Source organism: Achromobacter animicus (genome assembly GCF_040775605.1).
GTDB lineage: Bacteria > Pseudomonadota > Gammaproteobacteria > Burkholderiales > Burkholderiaceae_B > Achromobacter > Achromobacter animicus.
Genome location: NZ_JAYGJK010000001.1, coordinates 882,958 through 899,915 on the forward strand (window position 1 = coordinate 882,958; position 16,958 = coordinate 899,915).

Sequence of the window (16,958 nt, forward strand, 5' to 3'; positions counted from 1 at the left end):
GCAACACTGGGCCACGGCCATGAGCGATCCCGAAGATTGGCGGCGTATGGATGACTACTACTGGGCAGGACCGCGTGGGTGGACCATTTGCCGCGTTTGGGTCGACGGCCGTTATCAGCACGAGCTATGGCACAGCCGAGGGGACTCGGGGCGGCTGGTCGGCATGCGCGCATCGTTTGAAGCCGCGCTCGCCCTGTTTGACCACCAGCCGCGGTCTTGACCATCAGATTGGTTCAATGGCGTCCGGCAGCTGATACTTCGAGTTGCCGACTTCCTGCCGAACGGGATGCCAGGTGAAGGCGTCCTCGGGTACACCTTCGTGGAGCAGATCGCGGGCTTCGGCGGCCGAGATTGCTGGATCGGCCCAGCGCTGCGCGATCGCGGGCGGCAATGCCACCGGACGCCTCGCGTGGATGTCCACCATTCCACCCTTCGTATCGTTGGTCACGATCGCAAAGCCATGAGCGGCATCGAGCGGCGCGCCGGGCGACCAGGCCGTCAACGCGGCGAAGTAGAGCGGGCCATCACCGTGAATATAGTGGGGTTGCTTCGCGCCGTCCGCGAGCATCGGCCACTCGTACCAGCCGTCTGCAGGCACCAGGATGCGGCCAGCTCCGATGAGAAAGCGCCAGGGCCATCCGTTCTTCAGAATGGTCTCCAGCTTTGCGTTACTCATGAAGTGTTTGGAGTCTGGACGCTTGTAACCCCAGGGCAGTCTGCCCATGGCCTCGGTGCCTTCAGCCAGGCGATGCAAAGTGAGCGGGCGCGTGCCCGGAGGTATGTTGAAGCGCGGCCCCGTCGGGTCCGCGAAGATCTGGCTCTGGTTGGTAAAGATCAGCTCAACGTAGTCCAGCGGACCTGATTTCTGAACAATACGACCGCACATCGACCACCTCTGTGAATGCAGATGTCTGGCCAGTATAGGCGCGCGCGGGGTGTGCGGCAGGAGGTCAACACTGGAGGAGAGAGGGCGGTCTTGCGTCTTTGGCGATTGTGACACGCTGTTCTCGCCGTCAAGTGCTGCGCAACGCCGACGGTGCCGGCGCCGCTTGCGGCCAGGGGCCGGCGGGCCACTTGACCGCTCCGCTGCAGCGTATCCCAGGATCGCCGGGCAATCCCGCCCGGCACTGGAGATCCAGCAATGCAGTATTCCATCGCGTTCAACACCATCGATCACGCCGCCGGCGCGCTCTTCGTGCAGGATTCCGCTGGCGAGGTGCGCCTTGCGGCGCCAAAGGAGATCCTCGCCGCGGCACGCGAGGTCGTCCTGCAGGAGATCCAGCGCGGCCAGCTCATGGATTCGCCCAAGCTCGTGCGCGAGTTCCTGCAGCTGCGGTTGAACCCGAGTCTTGAGCACGAAGTGTTCGGCATCCTGTACCTGAACCCGCGCGCGGAACTGATCGCATATGAAGAACCGTTCCGGGGGACGTTGAGCACCACTCCTGTATATCCGCGCGAGATCGTCAAAGCTGCGCTGGCGCATAACGCGGCGAGCGTGATCTTGGCGCACAACCATCCGAGCGGTCACGCAGAGCCGAGCGCGGCCGACATCAGCATGACGCGTCAGCTCAAGGATGCACTCGCATTGGTCGGCACCACCGTACTCGATCACTTGGTTGTGGCCGGCAGCAGGATCGTCTCGTTCGCAGAGAAGGGCATCATGCCCTGACCTGCGGCGCCGGGCCTGGCGCTGGTGTCAGGCCTTGGGCGCATCTTTGCCCTGCGCGCACCGGGCGCAAGGGGCTTTCGCGGCATATAGCCGCTCGCTGCGCTCGCTTTATATTCCACGGCCCCTTGCCCCCGGCGCTTGTTCCGCAGGGCGCCAGTGCTCCCGTCCCGCCACCCGGCCGGGCCCTACTTCTGAGGAGCACGAAATGACCCAAGCCACTCTTTCCGTCGCACGCCTGGTTCCCGATGGCGAACGCATGAACTTTCTTCCCAAGGCGTTCGGAAGTCGCCTGATGCTGCGCGGAGAGATCAGCGTCTACAACTGGTTGGATCGCCTGTCGCAGGAATACAGCGGCGGCTTCTGGCACTACTACGAGATCCCGAACGGCTTCTACATGGCCCCCGCCGACTACGAGACGCTTCACATCGTCTGGCCGATGAACTGGTGCGACCGGACGATGTCGGCAGACGCCGCCGGCATCGTGGCCACGCTGTACGCCCTCTGCGAACTGTGCAGCCAATACCGTAGCGATGACCTGGCAGAGAAGTACCACGCCCTGCGCGACTTCGCCGGCGAACAGGCCGAGGCGAACGCCATCTTCGCGGCGATCGATTAACGCCATCCCGGCCCGCTTCGGCGGGCCTTTCTTCTTCTGGCCGCCATCAGGCCATCGTGGCTCAGTCCCTGCTAAGTGACGCTGCAGAGGAACGGCTGCGCTTTGAAGGTGGACCGTGGAAAGCCATACGGGGTGGCGGGTCTGCTTTCCCGGTCAGGGTGCCACGTCGTTCTCGCGTTCAAGTGCGGCGCGGCCCGGGCTACGCCCGAGCCGCTGGCGGCCGCTGGCCGTCTTCGACACTTGAGCGCTGCGCTGCGCCGTGCCTCTCAAGTTCCGGGCATTCCCGCCCTGGCAACCGGAGAGAGTACATGGCCAAAACCTCAAATGCACAACAACGCCGTTTCCTGAACAACGCGGACGCCCACCAGAAGGAAATCGTCAGCCTCATTCGGCAGGTCGCGCACACGCGTGGGATCGACCGCGTGTGGAGCGACTGGGTGGAGATCTGCGCGATCGCATTGGCCCGTGCCGATCTCGCGCAGCGCGAGGCGCGCGAGCAGCGCTACCAGCAGGTAATCGCTCAGTACGAGCGGGCCGAGCTGGACTTGCTGGTGCAAGCGTTCTCGCACCTGGTCATGGCCTACGAGGTCCGGGTTCAAGCAGCAGACTTTGGCGACGTGCTGGGCAGCACGTTCATGATGCTGGACATGGGCAACGCCGGCACCGGCCAGTTCTTCACGCCGTACGAGGTGTCGCGCCTGATGGGCAACATGATTATGGGCAACGGCCAGGATCTCATCGACAAGACGGGGGCACAGGGGTTCGTGCGCGTACTGGAACCAGCCTGCGGCGCTGGCGGCATGTTGATCGCGGCTGCGCACGCAATGCATGATGCGCAGCTGAACTATCAGCAGTGCATGCACGCCACTGCAATCGACATCGATCAGCGCTGCGTGCATATGACGTTCATCCAGCTGGTGCTCTTGCACGTGCCGGCCGTGGTGATTCATGGCAACGGCCTTACGGGTGAGTGCCGAGAGCAATGGTTTACGCCCGCACACATCCTGGGCGGCTGGGGCGCGCGTCTTCGCCGTCGCGAAGCGGAGGAGGGCGCTCGAGCGCTCCTGCAGGCGCCGGCGGCCGTGCCAGATCACCATGTCGACCAGGTTGCGGCCGACAGTTCATCGGCCGAGATCGATGCGCCGCTGCAGGCCATTCCGAAGGCCATCCGCCAAGCCGCTGCCGCTGGCCAGATGTCGCTCTTCTAGCGAGGTTGCAATGGCCCCTCACGGGGCTTGGCGCGCCGGCGACGCGCCATCTTCGGCATATGGAGAACCGCAAGCACTGCACGGAGCATACAGTCGCATCCCACTCACACACGGACGCTAGGGCCGCTGCGCGCGGCTTTGTAGCCGCGGCCCCATCTTCAAGGGCTTTCGCGGCATAAACCGCTCACTGCGTTCGCTATTTATTCCACGTCCCTTGACCGCGCTTTCGTGGGCTGCGCCCGCCTGCCCCGTGCAGTGCAATGCAGATCGGCTGACATTGCTGCACGCAAGGAGCCAACCATGAGTCGTGTTGTCCTGGGCGATTGCCTGTCCGTTCTCCCCACCTTGCCTGATCGCTGCGTCGATCTGGTCCTGACCGATCCGCCATACCTCGTCAACTACGTGGACCGCTCAGGCCGGAGCATCGCCAACGATCGTACCGACGAATGGCTGGCGCCGGCGTTCGCACAGATGTTCCGCGTCCTTCGCGATGACGCCTTCTGCATTTCGTTCTACGGCTGGAACCGCGTGGACCGATTCTTTGCCGCCTGGCGCGCCGCCGGCTTTCGCGTCGTCGGCCACCTGGTCTTTGCGAAGCAATATCAATCCAAAGCGCGATTTCTCGCGTATCAGCACGAGTCGGCCTACTTGCTGGCCAAGGGGCAGCCGGCGCTCCCGGCCGAGCCCTTGCCAGACGTCATGCGTTGGAAGTACAGCGGCAACCGCCACCATCCGACGCAAAAGCCCGTCGAATGCCTGGCGCCGCTGATCGAATCTTTCAGCCGCCCGCGGGACATTGTGCTGGATCCGTTCGCCGGCTCGGGTTCGACGTGCGTGGCCGCCCGCCAGGTCGGCCGGCGCTTCTACGGCATCGAAATGGATCCGAAGTACCACGCAGCCGCAACGCAGCGCTTGCAGCTCGCCCGCCAAGAGAGGATCGCAGCATGAGCCGGGACGACGCAATTACGGGTGGCCTGGTCGCATTCTTGCAGGGCTACGGAAAACACGACTTGGACGGCCTGGCGGCGATCGCCAGATACAGCGCCTGGCCGGCGCTGGCCGCCCGCGAGAACGAGCGGCGCATGGCGCGAATTATCGAATCACTGCCGCTCGATGAAGTGCAAGCGATTGCCCGGTCGGAAATCGACCTCAATGAATTGGCCCGCCGAGTGCTGGCCGCGCTGGACCCGGAGTGAGCCCAGGGGCCATGGTAGAACTTTCCATGGCGGCTCGCGCCGCCATTGCGGACATCGCGCGCCGCGTTTTGAACCTGGAGACGCTGGATTGCCGAGGACGCGCCCAGCTCGTCTATCACGAACTGTTCGTAGGCCAGTTGCGCGAGGCGCTGGAGGCCGCGTACTTGGCCGGCATGGTGGACCACTATCGCCGAAAATGAGAAAAGCGGCGCCGGCCTGCCGGCCGGCGCTGCACTTCACATTAGTCCGAGCACACGCGTCATATTGGCGGCAATCTGGCTGCGAATGGCAGCGCGCGCTTCGGCGGCGGTGGCGAAAAAAGTGCCGGGCGGGCCTACACCTTCCCACGGCCCCCGCTGCCCGTATCGGATGCTGGCCACAATCCCGGCGCCGTCGTCGGTCGGCGTCATCGAGTACGCAGCCCTGACCCCATTTACCACCATGGTGCCCTCCATTGTTCCTCCTGTTGTCAGCCTATTCGCGGTTTTTTTTCACGAGTTAAGAATGCCACTGCGCTAGTGTTGCGCTACTAGGAAAAACACGCATCCGCCGTGTCACAGCTCGTGCTAGATTGCGGGCCTTCGTGACCCACGCACCGTTCCGACATGGATGAGCCAAAAAAGAGACGCCGTACCAAAAAGCAGGCGCCAGAGTTGCATTGCTCGTTCTGCGATAAGTCCCAATATGAGGTGCGAAAGCTCGTTGCCCGAGGTGACAACGATCAGGTCACGATCTGCGACGAGTGCATTGAAATGTGCATTGGGATCATCAACGATGAGTCGTTGGTAGAGCTCAAAGATCGTCCGAAAGCGCTGTTCGACTACATCGTTCGACAGCATGAAGTCATCGGCCAGGCGACGGATCGGGCAAATAAGGCCATGGATCTGCTGAACATCTCGCCTTCGACAGATTCGCAGCGCTGAAACGCACAAGGCCAGACCGGTCAGGACGTCGGCGCGGGCCGTTTTCGGACGGAGTGTTCACCCCTGGGCGTGCCCCTACGCCTTCGGCTGCGGGTCGGGCTCTCGCGCTTCGCGTTGAGCCTGGCCAACCCCGCCAGTCTCACCCCCGGTGGGGCTTCCAGCCGTCCCTCCCTTCGGTCGGCTCACGCCTTCGCGCCTGCCGGCGCTGCGCGCTATCGCTTGCGGGCCGCCTTGCGGCCAGCTTGACCCGCGCTGCGCGCGGGTAGGGGCGCTCGGCGCGCGCCTGGCTTTGGTGTCGCCGCCCTGTCTCTCGCAATGCATCCATTCCCGCGAGCCCCGTCCTAAAACGCCGACCGTACCACTGCGCTCCTCCCTCCAAGGGTCCGGTGCTCACCCGTTCGGTGCTCGCCTTTGGCTGCGCTCCGCGTGCGGCCTCTGCTCCGGCCCTTTCCAGTCGTCACTACGTGGCCACGGACGGCACGGACAGGCCTCACAGGAACGGATGCGAATAACGCGGAGGGAAAGACCATGAACAACCAAATCCAACAAACCTACGCTCGGACGACTTCTTCAGGATCGGCTGGCGAACAGGACACGACTGATATGCCTATCGTGATTTACACGGTGCTGGGTGGCGCTGAATGCGCCTTGACTAAAGCGGCCCTGGCGCAGCGCGGCCTTCAGTACGCCGAGCGCAGCGCGATGGACTATGCGCCCGCCCTGGCTCGTAAAGGCTTTGATTTCGCGCCCGTCGTGACCGCCGCGATTGAAAACGAGTTGCTCGCCTGGACCGGCCATCGCCCCGACCTCATCGAACTGTTGGCCGACCTGATGGATACCGGCGTGGTCGACGCGGACGGTTTGCGCGACAGGGAAACGGCCGACGAAGCCGTGTTGACCCGGTTTCAAGTGGTGCTGGAACTGCGCGACCACCAAGCGAACGCCCAAGAATTCTTTGCCGAACATGGCGACCAGCCGCTGTATCGCGGGCGCGACCTGCTGAACTGGCTTGGCTACTAAGTAAAAGGCCCCTGTCGGCGGCAACCGACAAGGGCCATCACCCGCAACCTCGGACTAGGAGATTCGTGATGAACCACGACTTTATCAGATTGGCGAACGACATGCGCCGCGCCCACTTGCTGGGCCTGGGCTTTCGCATTCCCGCGATGACCATGCGCCAGCTTACCGCCCTCATCGCCGCGCTCGACGCGCCCGAATTCCCCGCGCAACTGCACTGATTTGATATCGACCCGGAGCATTTTGATGAAACTCGATTCCAACGAACTCGCCGCCGTCCACGCCGCCGCAACGCGCACAGAAATCCCGCATTCGCAACTGCGCCTGAGTGAGGCGTATCAGGCCCGTGGCCTGGAAGACCGGAAGCAGGACGCCGAGATTCTGGAACTGAAAGCCACCATCCTGGCGATGGGCGGATTGCTGCAAAACCTCGTTGTGGTCGCAGCGCCGGACGGTTCCTATGAAGTGTGCGCGGGCGGACGGCGCTGGACGGCCCTGGGCCTGCTGATCGCGGACGGCGTTTTTCCCGCCGACTGCCCGGTCCCTTGCCTTGTCATTCCGGCCGCTCACGCGCACCACGCCAGCCTGATCGAAAACATCGGGCGCAAGGCGATGCACCCGGCAGATGTGTACGCGGGATATGCGCGCTTGCGTGCCGAAAACTGGACGGTTGCGGCCATCGCCGCCGCGCATGGCGCGTCCGAATCGGCGGTCAAGAAGCTGCTGGCGCTGGGCAGCGTGTCGCCCACGCTCATGCAGTTGTTCCGCGACGGCAAAATCAAGATGGACGAAATGCAGGCGCTGGCATCCGTCTCTGACCATGCTCGCCAGGAGGCGGCATGGAAGGCATCGGCGGGCCAATACTGGAACCGCGATGACCACATTCGCCAGTTGCTGGCCGAAACCGAAATGCGCGGCGATTCGCCCGTGGCGCGGTACGTGACCGTCGCCGCATACGAGAAGGCGGGCGGCGAGGTTCGCCGCGACCTTTTCGAAAACGACGCCTATCTGACCGACCCGGAGAAGGTGCGCAGCATGGCCGATGCCAAGATGCAGCGATCCAAGCTGTTCAAGGCGGTGCAGGCAGAAGGCTGGTTGTGGGTGGAATGCCGCGTGTCTTTCGAGTACGCCGACAAAAAGTCTTTCGGCGAGATTCAGCGCGTCCTTCAGGAGCCCAGCAAGGCCCAGGCCAAGCAGATCGACGGACTGCAAAAGAAGACGGAAGCGGCGCGGACAAAGCTGGCTGAATTGCAAGAGGCCGAAGGCCAGGACGCGGCCGACCTGGACAAGGTTCGCGGCCTGATTCGCGGCTATGAAGGGCAGCTTCGTGAAATCCGGGCCGAGCTTTACGACTACCCGGCCGACCTGAAAGCCCTGTGCGGAGCGATTGTGCACCTGGACTACCATGGCGACTTGACCGTCACGCGCGGTTTGATTCGCCAGGACGAGCGCGACGCCGTGGCGCAGGCCACGCGCAGCAACGACGCAGAGGGCCAGACGGTGACGGGCGTGGACTTGCCCCCGGTAAAGACGCGCCCGGTGCATTCCGAAGCCCTGACAAATCGTCTGCAAGCCCAAAGAGTGATTGCCTTGCAATACGAAGTCATGATGCGCCCGCAATTGGCTCTGTGCCTGCTGGTGGAGCAGATGCTGGGCGATATGGACTGGAACCGGCGCAGCGCCAGCGGCGATACGTTCGATTTCTCGGCACGGTCGGCCCAACATGAATTGGCGAACACGGACCCCGATATCAAGGACTGCGCGGCCTGGACCGCCGTGCAGGAAATGATTGGGTCGGTCACGAAGGACGTGCCGGAAGATGAAAGCGCCGTCCTGCCCTGGCTCCTGAACCAGTCCCAGGCCGATGTTCTCGACATGCTGGCCGTGCTGACGAGTCTGACGATCTACCGCCGCCGCAGCAATGCGCACGGCGCGGAAACCAAGCACCTAGACCGTTTATCGGGCCTTGTTGATCTCGACATGAGCAAGTGGTGGAAGCCGACCGCGCAGTCCTACCTTGCCCATGTGTCCAAGGACCGAATCGCGGCAGTGGTCACAGATGCAGTCGATGCCGAGCAGGCGAAGCCGCTGCTTGCGATGAAGAAGGCGCAGGCCGCCGCAGCAGCGGAGCAATTGCTGGAAGGGAAGGGCTGGGTGCCTGAACTGATGCGCGTCCAACCCCTTCAGGCCGCAATGGCCGTGGAACACCCGATGGGAGAAATGGAGGACTAAAGAGCATGTGCGCCGGGGTCGCTGCGCGGTCCCTGGCTGAGGAGGCGAGCCGACGGACATTGCGGTCCCTCGGTCGCCCGCACCGGGAAACCTTCGGAATATTCCCTTGATGGAATATTCCGTGCAGGCTATAATCTTTAAAACAGCTTAGGCGGGGAATCGATGGTTTGGGAAGTTGAGTTCACGGATGAGTTCGAAGACTGGTGGAACAGCTTGTCGGTCAGCGAACAGGAATCGGTGGCCGCCACGGTCGGCCTGCTGGAGGAACGGGGCACGTCGTTGGGCTTTCCACATTCGAGTGGAATTAACGGCTCCAGGCACGAACACATGCGCGAGCTTAGAACTCAGGCGGGTGGGCATCCCTTGCGTACCCTGTACGCCTTTGACCCCAGGAGGACCGCCATTTTGCTGATCGGCGGCGACAAAACGGGGAATGGCCGCTGGTATGAAGAGTTCGTGCCGCGAGCGGACAAGCTTTACGACGATCATTTGGAACAATTGCGAAAGGAAGGGCAGATCAATGGCTAAGAAATTTGCAGCACTCCGGGCGGCCATGTCGCCGGAATCTCAGCTTCGCGCCAAAGCCGCTACGGAAGAGATGCTTCGGGACATGCCGCTACAGGAATTGCGTCAGGCCCGTGGTCTGTCGCAAAAGGTCCTGGCCGAGATCTTGCACGTGCAACAGCCGTCCATCGCCAAGATGGAAAAGCGGACGGACATGTACATTTCGACGCTGCGCAGCCACATCGAGGCCATGGGTGGCCAACTGGATGTGGTTGCCCGGTTCCCGGACGGTGCAGTGCGGATCAGCAACTTTTCCGACCTGTCGGGCAAGGTGGCGGGAGCAGACCTAGGGGAAGCTAGGTCGTGACAATGCACTGCCCGCCGCATCCCGGCGAGATTCTCCGGGAGGATGTCATTGCCCCCCTGGGGCTGTCCGTCACCGAAGCGGCTGACCGGCTGGCCATGTCCAGGGTCGCGCTGTCTCGGGTGCTCAACTGCAAGGCTGGGATCAGTCCCGACCTCGCGGTCCGGCTGGAACGGGCCGGGGCAAGTACTGCCCAGGCGTGGATTGCGATGCAGGCCAACTATGACCTTTGGCAAGCACTTCAGCATGAGCAGCCGCCAGTCCGGCCTTTGGCCTCCGTGGCTGACGTTCACTAACCACCGCGACACCCGCCAAAGCAAGAGGGCCGCCCTAGGGGCGGCCCTTTTGCTTTGGATGAACGGCGTCTTGGATTGGGGCGTCCAGTCCCACCGGCTGCGCCGGCGGGGCCGTCCTTCGGACTTCGTGAGCGTCCCCCGGACGCCCACAGGTGCCCTTAAGGCCCCCGCCGCCAGGGCGGCGGCGGGTCCCTTAAAGCCACCACACACTACGCACCCTCCGGGTGCGGTTATCTCTTTGATTTTTTGGGGCTTTCCTCGCGCAGAATTGTTTTCTTTTGTCCTACAACAAACCGCGCTAAAGCGCCAGAGGCCACGCGGGCAGCGGGTTTGCCCGGAATGCAGCCGTATACATTCCGCCGATTCTTGACATTCTCGTCGTCGGGCGCTGGGTGATGAGACAACTATGAGACAGGTGTCAGACACGTGTGAGACAACTATGGGACATGTGTGAGACATCTATGAGACACACATGAGACCACAGTGGGACAACAGTGAGACAAAGTACGCCCCAGGCGACAATCGCAACATGAAATCGACTTGTGCTGTGTCATTTCTTGCGCTTGACCGTGGTTCAGGGCCGCTGCCAGTCGGCCGATTGTCCGAACCTAGTCGCGCGAGGAAACGTGACATTTCGGGCAGGCGGTCATGCCTGTGGTGTCGGATCTGTCCTAAGGGCAGTTTCCGACCGGGAACCGCGAGCGGCCCTTGTCGACTGGCCGATGACGACCCGTTGCAGCCCTTTGGGTCGGCGCCGTCTAACGGCAGCTTTCAAGGGGTTAGTGGTCAGTCCCAGCGGAGTGGCTGCTTGGACATGTCATTGCGCATCCCCTCGAAAGGTGAATGATCTTGGAGAACAAGTGCAGACTGAAAACGAGGCGAAGCGGCACCGCGACGGTCGGAAGGCGACGTCCGGCTCGCTTCCTCAGGCCGCGTCAGGGTGAGGACGGTGCGACACTGAGCAGGTGCGCCCTCATGTCGGAGGAGGTGCTCGGCGGGGAACCGAGGCGCACGGTCAAACGGGGTAACGTTCGCATTGTGTCTCCGATGTTCGGGTATGTGGTCCCTGTGGGACCAGGCTCCACCCAAAAAGCGGACGGCGCTCCTGGGTATTGACCTGCGGAAAGGCCGGCCTCTGCAGCGCTGAAGCGGCGGCTCGCTCGGGGCCGGCCGCCGCGGTCGGGGCTGCAGTCAGCTCTGCTCCCCGTCGCGCATCTCGTGCAGCCTGTAGCGCATTTCGCAGTCGAGATAGTCTTCGGTGTGGATCAGCACTTGATCGGACGCCAGAAGCACCACGCCGTATTGCGGCTGCTCATGTACACCGATGATCTGGCTCTCGTCGCCGTGCAGATCGAGCGCGACCTGATGGTTAGTGCCACGCAGCGTCGAGTAGCCGATGCCTCGAAAGACACCGCAGATCGGGCGGTGGATGTGGCCGAAAAACACCTGCTGGATACGTGCTTCGAAGCCGGCGATGGCGGCCATGAACGGCCCGGTGTCACGCAGCGAGAGGAAGTCCATGCTGCGGATGCCGATCGGGAAGAATGGATGGTGCATGAACAGCAGCACCGGCTTGGCCGTCCCCTCCAGTTGCTCGCGCAACCAGGCTGCGCGACGCTCGCAGAAAACGCCCCAGTGCACGCCCGGCTCGTTGGTGTCGAGGAACACCGCCAGGTGATCGCCGAAGTCCACCGCATACTGCACAAAACCCTCGGGGTCGCGCCCGACGTGCGGGAAGTACTTCTGGAAGATTTGGCGATGATCATGGTTGCCCAGGATCGGGAACACCGGCATGGTGAGCGGCGCCAGGCATTCGCGCAAGTGTTCATACGCGCCGGTGTGGCCGTAATGGGTCAGGTCGCCGGTGATGGTCACGGCCTGGGCGTCGGGCTGGTGAGCCAGAATGTGAGCTACCGCCTGCTGCAGCCGCTGCTTGGGATTGGTGCCATACAGATCGCCAGCGTCGGCGATCAGGTGGGTGTCGGTGAGATGGATGAATTTCATCGCGGCGCTCAGTTCAGCAGCTTCTGCACATCGCGCGTCATGGCGTCCAGCGCGGCGTCGGGCTTGGTGGACTTGTCGAACACGGTCTGCAGATGATCATTGATCACGTCAGTGATCTTCAGGCCGTTTTCGCCCGGGAACGCATACCAGCCGGTCAGCCACGGCAGCTGGCGAACGGCAGTGTATTGGTTCGGATTGGCGTCGTAATAGCCCTTGAGCTTGGCGGGGTCGTCAATCGGCAGGGTGTTGGCGGGGAAATAGCCGGTGCCCTTGGTCATGATGGTGGCCCCTTCGGGGCCGGTGGCGAACTTGATGTATTCCCAGGCAGCCTTCTGGTGCGCCGGGTCTTTAGCAAACATCATGGCCACGTTGCCACCGGCCGGCACGCGAGCGTTATCCCCATAGGTCGGGAAGAACCCCGTCACCATCTTGAACTTGCCGCCGATCTGCTTCTCGATGGTCGACAAGCGTGACGTGGACGATGACAGCACAGCGAGCTTGCCGGTCACAAACAGCTGGGCGGCGTCCTTGTATTTTAAGTTCTGCATGGTGCCGTGCTCGACCATGCGGCCCATCTGCTCGATCGACTCGCGGCCGGTCTGGTCATCGAAGGCCACCTTGGCTTCGCTCGCGTCGAGCATGCTGCCGCCCTTCGAGAACACCATGGCCTGCCAGAGCCAGTTGCCGGTGATTTCCCAGTCGTAGTGCAGGCCATTGGTGCCGGCGTTGGCGGCGCGCGACTTGTCGGCGGCGGCGAGGATGTCGTCCCAGGTTTTGGGCAGCGCGTCGGCCTTCACGCCGGCGCGCTCCAGCAGGTCCATGTTGTAGTAGACGATCGGGGTCGAGAGCGAGAAGCCGATACCCACCTGCTTGCCATTGACTTGGCCGAGCGACATCAGCGCAGGGCTATACCCGCTCTTATCCCAATCCTTCTCGGCCTGGATGAAGGGCGTGAGATCGACCGCGATGTTGCGGTCGACGAACACGCGTTGGCGGTTCAGGCCCTGGTACGACACGTCGGCCAGTTGGCGCGTGACGGCATGCCGCAGCGCCTGTTGCGCGGCGGCCTCGTATTCGGGCGTGGGCGCGCGGAACTTCACGGTGTAGTCGGGAAACTTCTCCGTGAAGCGCTTGGCGATTTCCTCGTGCACCGTGTTGAACATGTCGGGATAGGGGTAGTCGACGATCAGTTCTATCTTGGCGGCCTGGGCGGCATTGCCGATCAGGGCGACGCCGGCCAGCAGGCCGAACAGCAGTTTGAATTGCATGGAGGTTCCTTTAACCTTTGACACCGGTGAGGGTAACGCCCTCGATGAAGCGCTTCTGCGCCGACAGAAAGAACAAGAGCAAGGGCAGGGTGATGATCACCGTGCCTGCCATTAGGGGGCCGAAATCCGTGCCGGCTTCCTCGTTCTTGAAGAACATGGTGCCCAGCGGCGGGGTGGCCAGATCGGTGGTGTTGATTACCAGCAGCGGCCAGAAGTAGTCGTTCCAATGCCACACCACGGAGAAAATCGAGAAGGCGATGAGCGCGGGCATAGCCGCAGGCATCATCACGCGCCACACCAATTCGAACTCGCCCATGCCGTCCAGCCGCGCAGCATGGATCAGGTCGTCGGGTACGCCTATAAAGAACTGGCGCATCAGGAAGATGCCGAAGGCTGAGGCGATGAACGGCAGAATTAACGCTGCGGTGGTGTCGAGCAGGCCGGCGTGATAAAGCAGGATGTAGAGCGGGATCGCGGTGGCCTGGAATGGAATCATCAGCGATAGCAGCACCAGACCCCAGGCCAGGCGCTTTCCACGGAATTTGAGCTTGGCAAAGCAATAGGCGGCCGGCAGCGACACGATGATCTGCAGGATCAGGATCCCGCCGCACACCACGATGCCGTTCCACAGATAGCGCAGCAGTGGCACCTGGGTCAGCGCGCGGGTGTAGTTGTCGACCGCGGCCCACTGCCGCGGCAACAGGTGGAAGCCGTCGCGGAAGATCTCGTCGGCCGGTTTCAGCGATGTCGACAGCATCCAGACGAAGGGCAGCAGATAGACCGCGGCGCCGGCCAGTAGCAGTGTGTGACGCAGCACGCGCCAGGGCAGCCCGGGTTGCATGGGATTTTTCATCAGTGGAGTGTCCGTTTTTCCATGCTGGCCTGCTGCACCAGCGTGAGCACGAAGATGCAGCCGACGAACACCACCACCATGGCCGCCGCATAGCCCATGCGGAAGAAACCGAAGCCCTCGGCGTAGATGGTGTGCAGCAGCACCTCCGTGGATTTGTTGGGGCCGCCCTGGGTCAGCGCGTGTACCGTATCGAACACCTGCAGCGAACGGATACCGCACACCGTGACAACGAACAGCATGGTTGGGCCGAGCATCGGCAGAGTGAGCCGCAGCAGGCGGTCGAGCGGATGGCGCATGCCGTCGAGCAGGCTGGCGTGGCGCAGTTCGGCCGGGATGCTTTTCAGACCGGCCAGGAACATCACCAGCGCCAGGCCCGACATCTGCCAGATGCCGATGGCCGCCAGCGCCGGCAGGGCCAGGTCGTAGTCTTTGAGCCAGTTGCGCGGCTCGGCGCCGAACCAGCCCAGCACGTGGTTGAGAAAGCCCACCGAGGGGTGCATCAGGAACTGCCACACCACCGCCATCGCGATCAGTGTCGAGGCCACCGGCATGAAGAACGCGGTGCGGTAGAAGCCGCGCCAGGAATCATGCGACTCGATTAGGAGCGCCACGGCCAGGCCGATTGCGATCGAGCCAAGCGACACCACCATGAGGTAGTACACGGTGTTGGCGAAGCTCTTGCGGAACGTGGTGTCGTTCCACAGATCGGCGTAATTGCCCAGGCCGATCCAGTTCCAGCTGGCCGCGCCGAACTGCCAGTCGGTGAGCGACATGAGCGCTACCACCACCAGCGGCAGCACCAGCAGCAGCAGGGTCAACACCAGGCTTGGCCCGAGTAGCAGCGTTAGTTGCAAAGGCTTGATGCGCATCCCGGCTCCTAGGCGGCCAGCGACAGCGCGCGCTGGCCGTCAGCGAGACTGTGGCCGTCGGCATCGAACGCATGCCAGGCCGTCAGTGGCACGTACACGCGCAGCACCTCGCCGGTGTGGATGCGGTTGCTGGCGGGCAGCACCACGACGACCTTCTCCGCCCCTGCAGTCTGCAGCGTAACCATGCAGTCGGCCCCGGTGAATTCCACCAACTGCACCGTGCCGCTTACCACCAGGGCATCGCGCATGGGCGCGAGCGTGGCGGCGTGTGGACGGAATGCCATTCGGGTGCTGCGCGTGGGGAAGTGTGGCTCGATGGCCTGTTCCTGCAGCGCAGCGCGGCCGGCGCCGTCGTGGCCCACGGTCAGGAAGTTGATGCGCGGCGCGCCCACGAATGCGGCGACGTCTGCGTGTTGAGGCGCGTGGTAGATCTCCTGCGGCGTGCCCAACTGCAGAATGTGGCCACCCTTCATCACCGCCACGCGATCCGACATGGACATGGCCTCGTGCTGATCGTGCGTGACATAGACGAAGGTCACGCCGAGCTGGTCGTGCAACTGGCGGATTTCGCTGCGTAGCGACTGGCGCAGGTTCGCATCGAGATTGGAGAGTGGTTCGTCGAACAGGAATAGCGAGGGTCGGCGCACCATCGCGCGTGCCAACGCCACGCGCTGGCGCTGGCCGCCAGAGAGCTGGGCTGGCTTACGTGTCCATAGATGGTCGATGCCCAGGATACCGGCCACCTGGCGGCCCTGGTCCTGCGCGTCGCGCACACGGCGGCGCGTACCGGGGATGAGCCAGCGCGCACCGGGCAGGCGCTGGGCGAAGTTGAGTGAGCGCATATAGAGCGGGGTGCAGATGTTGTCGCCCACGCTCATGTGTGGATAGAGCGCGTACGACTGGAACACCATGGCGCAGTCGCGTTCGCTGGGCGACTGCGCCAGGATGTCGGTGTCGCCCTTGCGCAGGGTGCCGCTGTCGGGCATCTCCAGTCCGGCCAGCAGCTTGAGCAGCGTGGACTTGCCACAGCCCGAGGCGCCCAGCAGGGTCAGGAACTCGCCATCGTGGATGGTGAGCGAGAGACGGTCGAGCACTGTCGTGCTGCCATAGGACTTGCTGATCTGGTCAAGGACGAGGTCAGTCATCTTCTGTCTCCAGGACGCGGGTGGGGTGCGACGCGATCCAGTGCTTCAGGTCGCCGGCATGGTCATAGGTGAATACGGCGGGGGCAAGGTCACCGGGCCGGGCATGGTAGCCACCGCGATGGGCGGCGAAATCCACGCGGGCGGCCTGTGCGCAGCGCGCGTCGACCTGCGAGTCCCCCACGAACAGGGCCCGTCCGGAGGGATGGCCGACACGTTCGAGTGTGGCCAGCAGCGGCGCGCCATCGGGCTTGGGCGGCAGACCGTCGTCGAGACAATGGACGTGGCTGAAGTGCGCGCGCCATTCGTGGTGCGCCAGCAGGGTCAGGGTGGAGGCGCGGTCGCGGTTGGTGCACACGGCCAGCGTATGGCCGGCCGCCCGCAGGCCGGCCAGCAGTGCGCCGGTGCCGGCGTAGGGCGTGGCCGTCACCAGCGTGTGATCGAGATAGTGGCGCGACATTGCCGCGAACAGCGCGGGACGCGCCCCGTCTTCAGGGCCGGCCAGTTGCGCGGCGGCGCGTTTGAACATTGGGCCGACGCCCTGGCTCAACGCCAGACGCAGCGCGGTCGGATCGAGACTGGGGGCCGAGGCCGGGGCCACGGCGCGCACGGCCGCCAGCAGGCTGGGCCAAGTATCGAGCAGCGTGCCGTCGAGATCAAAAACGATCGCTGGATAGGGGGTGAAAGTTGTCATGTCCGCTACTTTATTGATCGAATGTGACGCAGATATGAACAAATTCGTTTATAAAAGATCAATATCGATCATTTCATTTTTTAAGGCTCCAGAAATCTCTGTG

General features: G+C 63.2%; 21 protein-coding genes. 13 read left to right on the plus strand and 8 right to left on the minus strand.

Annotated elements, in window-relative coordinates; translation table 11 throughout:
* Positions 1 to 223: 223 nt before the first annotated feature.
* Entirely contained in the window at positions 224 to 886 is a 663-nt protein-coding gene (locus tag AB3147_RS03945) for an SOS response-associated peptidase (RefSeq protein ID WP_152383415.1), read from the minus strand.
* A 255-nt stretch (positions 887 to 1,141) separates the two neighbouring features.
* On the opposite strand from AB3147_RS03945, the gene radC reads away from it, so the two are divergent.
* From radC to AB3147_RS03975, 6 genes are all read left to right on the plus strand, one after another.
* Entirely contained in the window at positions 1,142 to 1,669 is a 528-nt protein-coding gene (gene radC, locus AB3147_RS03950; protein WP_152383416.1) for a RadC family protein, read from the plus strand.
* 205 nt (positions 1,670 to 1,874) lie between these two features.
* Positions 1,875 to 2,285, plus strand: a complete 411-nt coding sequence (locus AB3147_RS03955; protein ID WP_152383417.1) for an antirestriction protein — start codon at positions 1,875 to 1,877, stop codon at positions 2,283 to 2,285.
* A gap of 308 nt (positions 2,286 to 2,593) precedes the next feature.
* On the plus strand, positions 2,594 to 3,493 hold the full coding sequence (locus AB3147_RS03960; protein ID WP_338617926.1) for an N-6 DNA methylase: 900 nt from the start codon (positions 2,594 to 2,596) through the stop codon (positions 3,491 to 3,493).
* Between the two features lie 300 nt (positions 3,494 to 3,793).
* Positions 3,794 to 4,441: a DNA methyltransferase gene (locus tag AB3147_RS03965; RefSeq protein WP_152383419.1), complete on the plus strand. Its 648-nt coding sequence runs from the start codon at positions 3,794 to 3,796 to the stop codon at positions 4,439 to 4,441.
* Positions 4,438 to 4,689, plus strand: a complete 252-nt coding sequence (locus tag AB3147_RS03970; RefSeq protein ID WP_152383420.1) for a hypothetical protein — start codon at positions 4,438 to 4,440, stop codon at positions 4,687 to 4,689. Before AB3147_RS03965 ends, AB3147_RS03970 begins: the two co-directional genes overlap by 4 nt.
* A gap of 11 nt (positions 4,690 to 4,700) precedes the next feature.
* On the plus strand, positions 4,701 to 4,889 hold the full coding sequence (locus AB3147_RS03975) for a DUF6900 domain-containing protein (RefSeq protein ID WP_152383421.1): 189 nt from the start codon (positions 4,701 to 4,703) through the stop codon (positions 4,887 to 4,889).
* Positions 4,890 to 4,925: 36 nt separating this feature from the next.
* Here the strand turns inward: AB3147_RS03975 and AB3147_RS03980 are convergent, their stop codons facing one another.
* Positions 4,926 to 5,144, minus strand: coding sequence for a hypothetical protein (locus AB3147_RS03980; protein WP_175157254.1), 219 nt, complete (start codon positions 5,142 to 5,144; stop codon positions 4,926 to 4,928).
* A gap of 150 nt (positions 5,145 to 5,294) precedes the next feature.
* Here AB3147_RS03980 and AB3147_RS28280 point away from each other — a divergent pair, with 150 nt between their 5' ends.
* From AB3147_RS28280 to AB3147_RS04015, 7 genes are all read left to right on the plus strand, one after another.
* Positions 5,295 to 5,612: a ClpX C4-type zinc finger protein gene (locus tag AB3147_RS28280; RefSeq protein WP_152383423.1), complete on the plus strand. Its 318-nt coding sequence runs from the start codon at positions 5,295 to 5,297 to the stop codon at positions 5,610 to 5,612.
* Between the two features lie 528 nt (positions 5,613 to 6,140).
* A complete protein-coding gene (locus AB3147_RS03990) occupies positions 6,141 to 6,632 on the plus strand; it encodes a thioredoxin domain-containing protein (RefSeq protein ID WP_152383424.1) in 492 nt (163 codons plus the stop codon).
* A gap of 68 nt (positions 6,633 to 6,700) precedes the next feature.
* Positions 6,701 to 6,850 carry a hypothetical protein gene (locus tag AB3147_RS03995; RefSeq protein WP_175157253.1) on the plus strand — a complete coding sequence of 50 codons (150 nt, stop codon included), beginning with the start codon at positions 6,701 to 6,703 and terminating at the stop codon, positions 6,848 to 6,850.
* 25 nt (positions 6,851 to 6,875) lie between these two features.
* On the plus strand, positions 6,876 to 8,861 hold the full coding sequence (locus AB3147_RS04000) for a ParB/RepB/Spo0J family partition protein (RefSeq protein ID WP_152383425.1): 1,986 nt from the start codon (positions 6,876 to 6,878) through the stop codon (positions 8,859 to 8,861).
* A gap of 162 nt (positions 8,862 to 9,023) precedes the next feature.
* Entirely contained in the window at positions 9,024 to 9,389 is a 366-nt protein-coding gene (locus AB3147_RS04005) for a type II toxin-antitoxin system RelE/ParE family toxin (RefSeq protein WP_338617929.1), read from the plus strand.
* Positions 9,382 to 9,732: an XRE family transcriptional regulator gene (locus tag AB3147_RS04010; protein ID WP_152383427.1), complete on the plus strand. Its 351-nt coding sequence runs from the start codon at positions 9,382 to 9,384 to the stop codon at positions 9,730 to 9,732. Before AB3147_RS04005 ends, AB3147_RS04010 begins: the two co-directional genes overlap by 8 nt.
* Before the next feature lie 2 nt (positions 9,733 to 9,734).
* Positions 9,735 to 10,025, plus strand: a complete 291-nt coding sequence (locus AB3147_RS04015; protein ID WP_152385420.1) for a HigA family addiction module antitoxin — start codon at positions 9,735 to 9,737, stop codon at positions 10,023 to 10,025.
* Between the two features lie 1,191 nt (positions 10,026 to 11,216).
* On the opposite strand, the gene AB3147_RS04020 is transcribed toward AB3147_RS04015, so the two are convergent.
* From AB3147_RS04020 to AB3147_RS04045, 6 genes are read right to left on the minus strand one after another with little or no spacing between them, the layout of a single operon-like run.
* Entirely contained in the window at positions 11,217 to 12,029 is an 813-nt protein-coding gene (locus tag AB3147_RS04020; protein ID WP_035199189.1) for a phosphodiesterase, read from the minus strand.
* Between the two features lie 8 nt (positions 12,030 to 12,037).
* The gene (locus AB3147_RS04025) at positions 12,038 to 13,297 is read right to left on the minus strand and encodes an ABC transporter substrate-binding protein (RefSeq protein WP_026382205.1); all 1,260 of its coding nucleotides are present in this window, start codon (positions 13,295 to 13,297) and stop codon (positions 12,038 to 12,040) included.
* A gap of 10 nt (positions 13,298 to 13,307) precedes the next feature.
* Positions 13,308 to 14,150 carry a carbohydrate ABC transporter permease gene (locus AB3147_RS04030; RefSeq protein ID WP_026382206.1) on the minus strand — a complete coding sequence of 281 codons (843 nt, stop codon included), beginning with the start codon at positions 14,148 to 14,150 and terminating at the stop codon, positions 13,308 to 13,310.
* Positions 14,150 to 15,019, minus strand: a complete 870-nt coding sequence (locus AB3147_RS04035) for a carbohydrate ABC transporter permease (RefSeq protein WP_026382207.1) — start codon at positions 15,017 to 15,019, stop codon at positions 14,150 to 14,152. Before AB3147_RS04035 ends, AB3147_RS04030 begins: the two co-directional genes overlap by 1 nt.
* An 8-nt stretch (positions 15,020 to 15,027) precedes the next feature.
* Positions 15,028 to 16,164: an ABC transporter ATP-binding protein gene (locus AB3147_RS04040; RefSeq protein WP_026382208.1), complete on the minus strand. Its 1,137-nt coding sequence runs from the start codon at positions 16,162 to 16,164 to the stop codon at positions 15,028 to 15,030.
* Complete coding sequence (locus tag AB3147_RS04045) at positions 16,157 to 16,855, minus strand: HAD family hydrolase (RefSeq protein WP_051428994.1); 699 nt, start codon at positions 16,853 to 16,855, stop codon at positions 16,157 to 16,159. The genes AB3147_RS04040 and AB3147_RS04045 overlap by 8 nt, the downstream gene beginning before the upstream one ends.
* Positions 16,856 to 16,958 lie beyond the last annotated feature (103 nt).

Coding starts and splice junctions, on each gene's coding strand:
- AB3147_RS03945 (WP_152383415.1), bottom strand. CDS start 886: ATGTGCGGTCGTATTGTTCAGAAATCAGGTCCGCTGGACTACGTTGAG.
- radC (WP_152383416.1), top strand. CDS start 1,142: ATGCAGTATTCCATCGCGTTCAACACCATCGATCACGCCGCCGGCGCG.
- AB3147_RS03955 (WP_152383417.1), top strand. CDS start 1,875: ATGACCCAAGCCACTCTTTCCGTCGCACGCCTGGTTCCCGATGGCGAA.
- AB3147_RS03960 (WP_338617926.1), top strand. CDS start 2,594: ATGGCCAAAACCTCAAATGCACAACAACGCCGTTTCCTGAACAACGCG.
- AB3147_RS03965 (WP_152383419.1), top strand. CDS start 3,794: ATGAGTCGTGTTGTCCTGGGCGATTGCCTGTCCGTTCTCCCCACCTTG.
- AB3147_RS03970 (WP_152383420.1), top strand. CDS start 4,438: ATGAGCCGGGACGACGCAATTACGGGTGGCCTGGTCGCATTCTTGCAG.
- AB3147_RS03975 (WP_152383421.1), top strand. CDS start 4,701: ATGGTAGAACTTTCCATGGCGGCTCGCGCCGCCATTGCGGACATCGCG.
- AB3147_RS03980 (WP_175157254.1), bottom strand. CDS start 5,144: ATGGAGGGCACCATGGTGGTAAATGGGGTCAGGGCTGCGTACTCGATG.
- AB3147_RS28280 (WP_152383423.1), top strand. CDS start 5,295: ATGGATGAGCCAAAAAAGAGACGCCGTACCAAAAAGCAGGCGCCAGAG.
- AB3147_RS03990 (WP_152383424.1), top strand. CDS start 6,141: ATGAACAACCAAATCCAACAAACCTACGCTCGGACGACTTCTTCAGGA.
- AB3147_RS03995 (WP_175157253.1), top strand. CDS start 6,701: ATGAACCACGACTTTATCAGATTGGCGAACGACATGCGCCGCGCCCAC.
- AB3147_RS04000 (WP_152383425.1), top strand. CDS start 6,876: ATGAAACTCGATTCCAACGAACTCGCCGCCGTCCACGCCGCCGCAACG.
- AB3147_RS04005 (WP_338617929.1), top strand. CDS start 9,024: ATGGTTTGGGAAGTTGAGTTCACGGATGAGTTCGAAGACTGGTGGAAC.
- AB3147_RS04010 (WP_152383427.1), top strand. CDS start 9,382: ATGGCTAAGAAATTTGCAGCACTCCGGGCGGCCATGTCGCCGGAATCT.
- AB3147_RS04015 (WP_152385420.1), top strand. CDS start 9,735: ATGCACTGCCCGCCGCATCCCGGCGAGATTCTCCGGGAGGATGTCATT.
- AB3147_RS04020 (WP_035199189.1), bottom strand. CDS start 12,029: ATGAAATTCATCCATCTCACCGACACCCACCTGATCGCCGACGCTGGC.
- AB3147_RS04025 (WP_026382205.1), bottom strand. CDS start 13,297: ATGCAATTCAAACTGCTGTTCGGCCTGCTGGCCGGCGTCGCCCTGATC.
- AB3147_RS04030 (WP_026382206.1), bottom strand. CDS start 14,150: ATGAAAAATCCCATGCAACCCGGGCTGCCCTGGCGCGTGCTGCGTCAC.
- AB3147_RS04035 (WP_026382207.1), bottom strand. CDS start 15,019: ATGCGCATCAAGCCTTTGCAACTAACGCTGCTACTCGGGCCAAGCCTG.
- AB3147_RS04040 (WP_026382208.1), bottom strand. CDS start 16,164: ATGACTGACCTCGTCCTTGACCAGATCAGCAAGTCCTATGGCAGCACG.
- AB3147_RS04045 (WP_051428994.1), bottom strand. CDS start 16,855: ATGACAACTTTCACCCCCTATCCAGCGATCGTTTTTGATCTCGACGGC.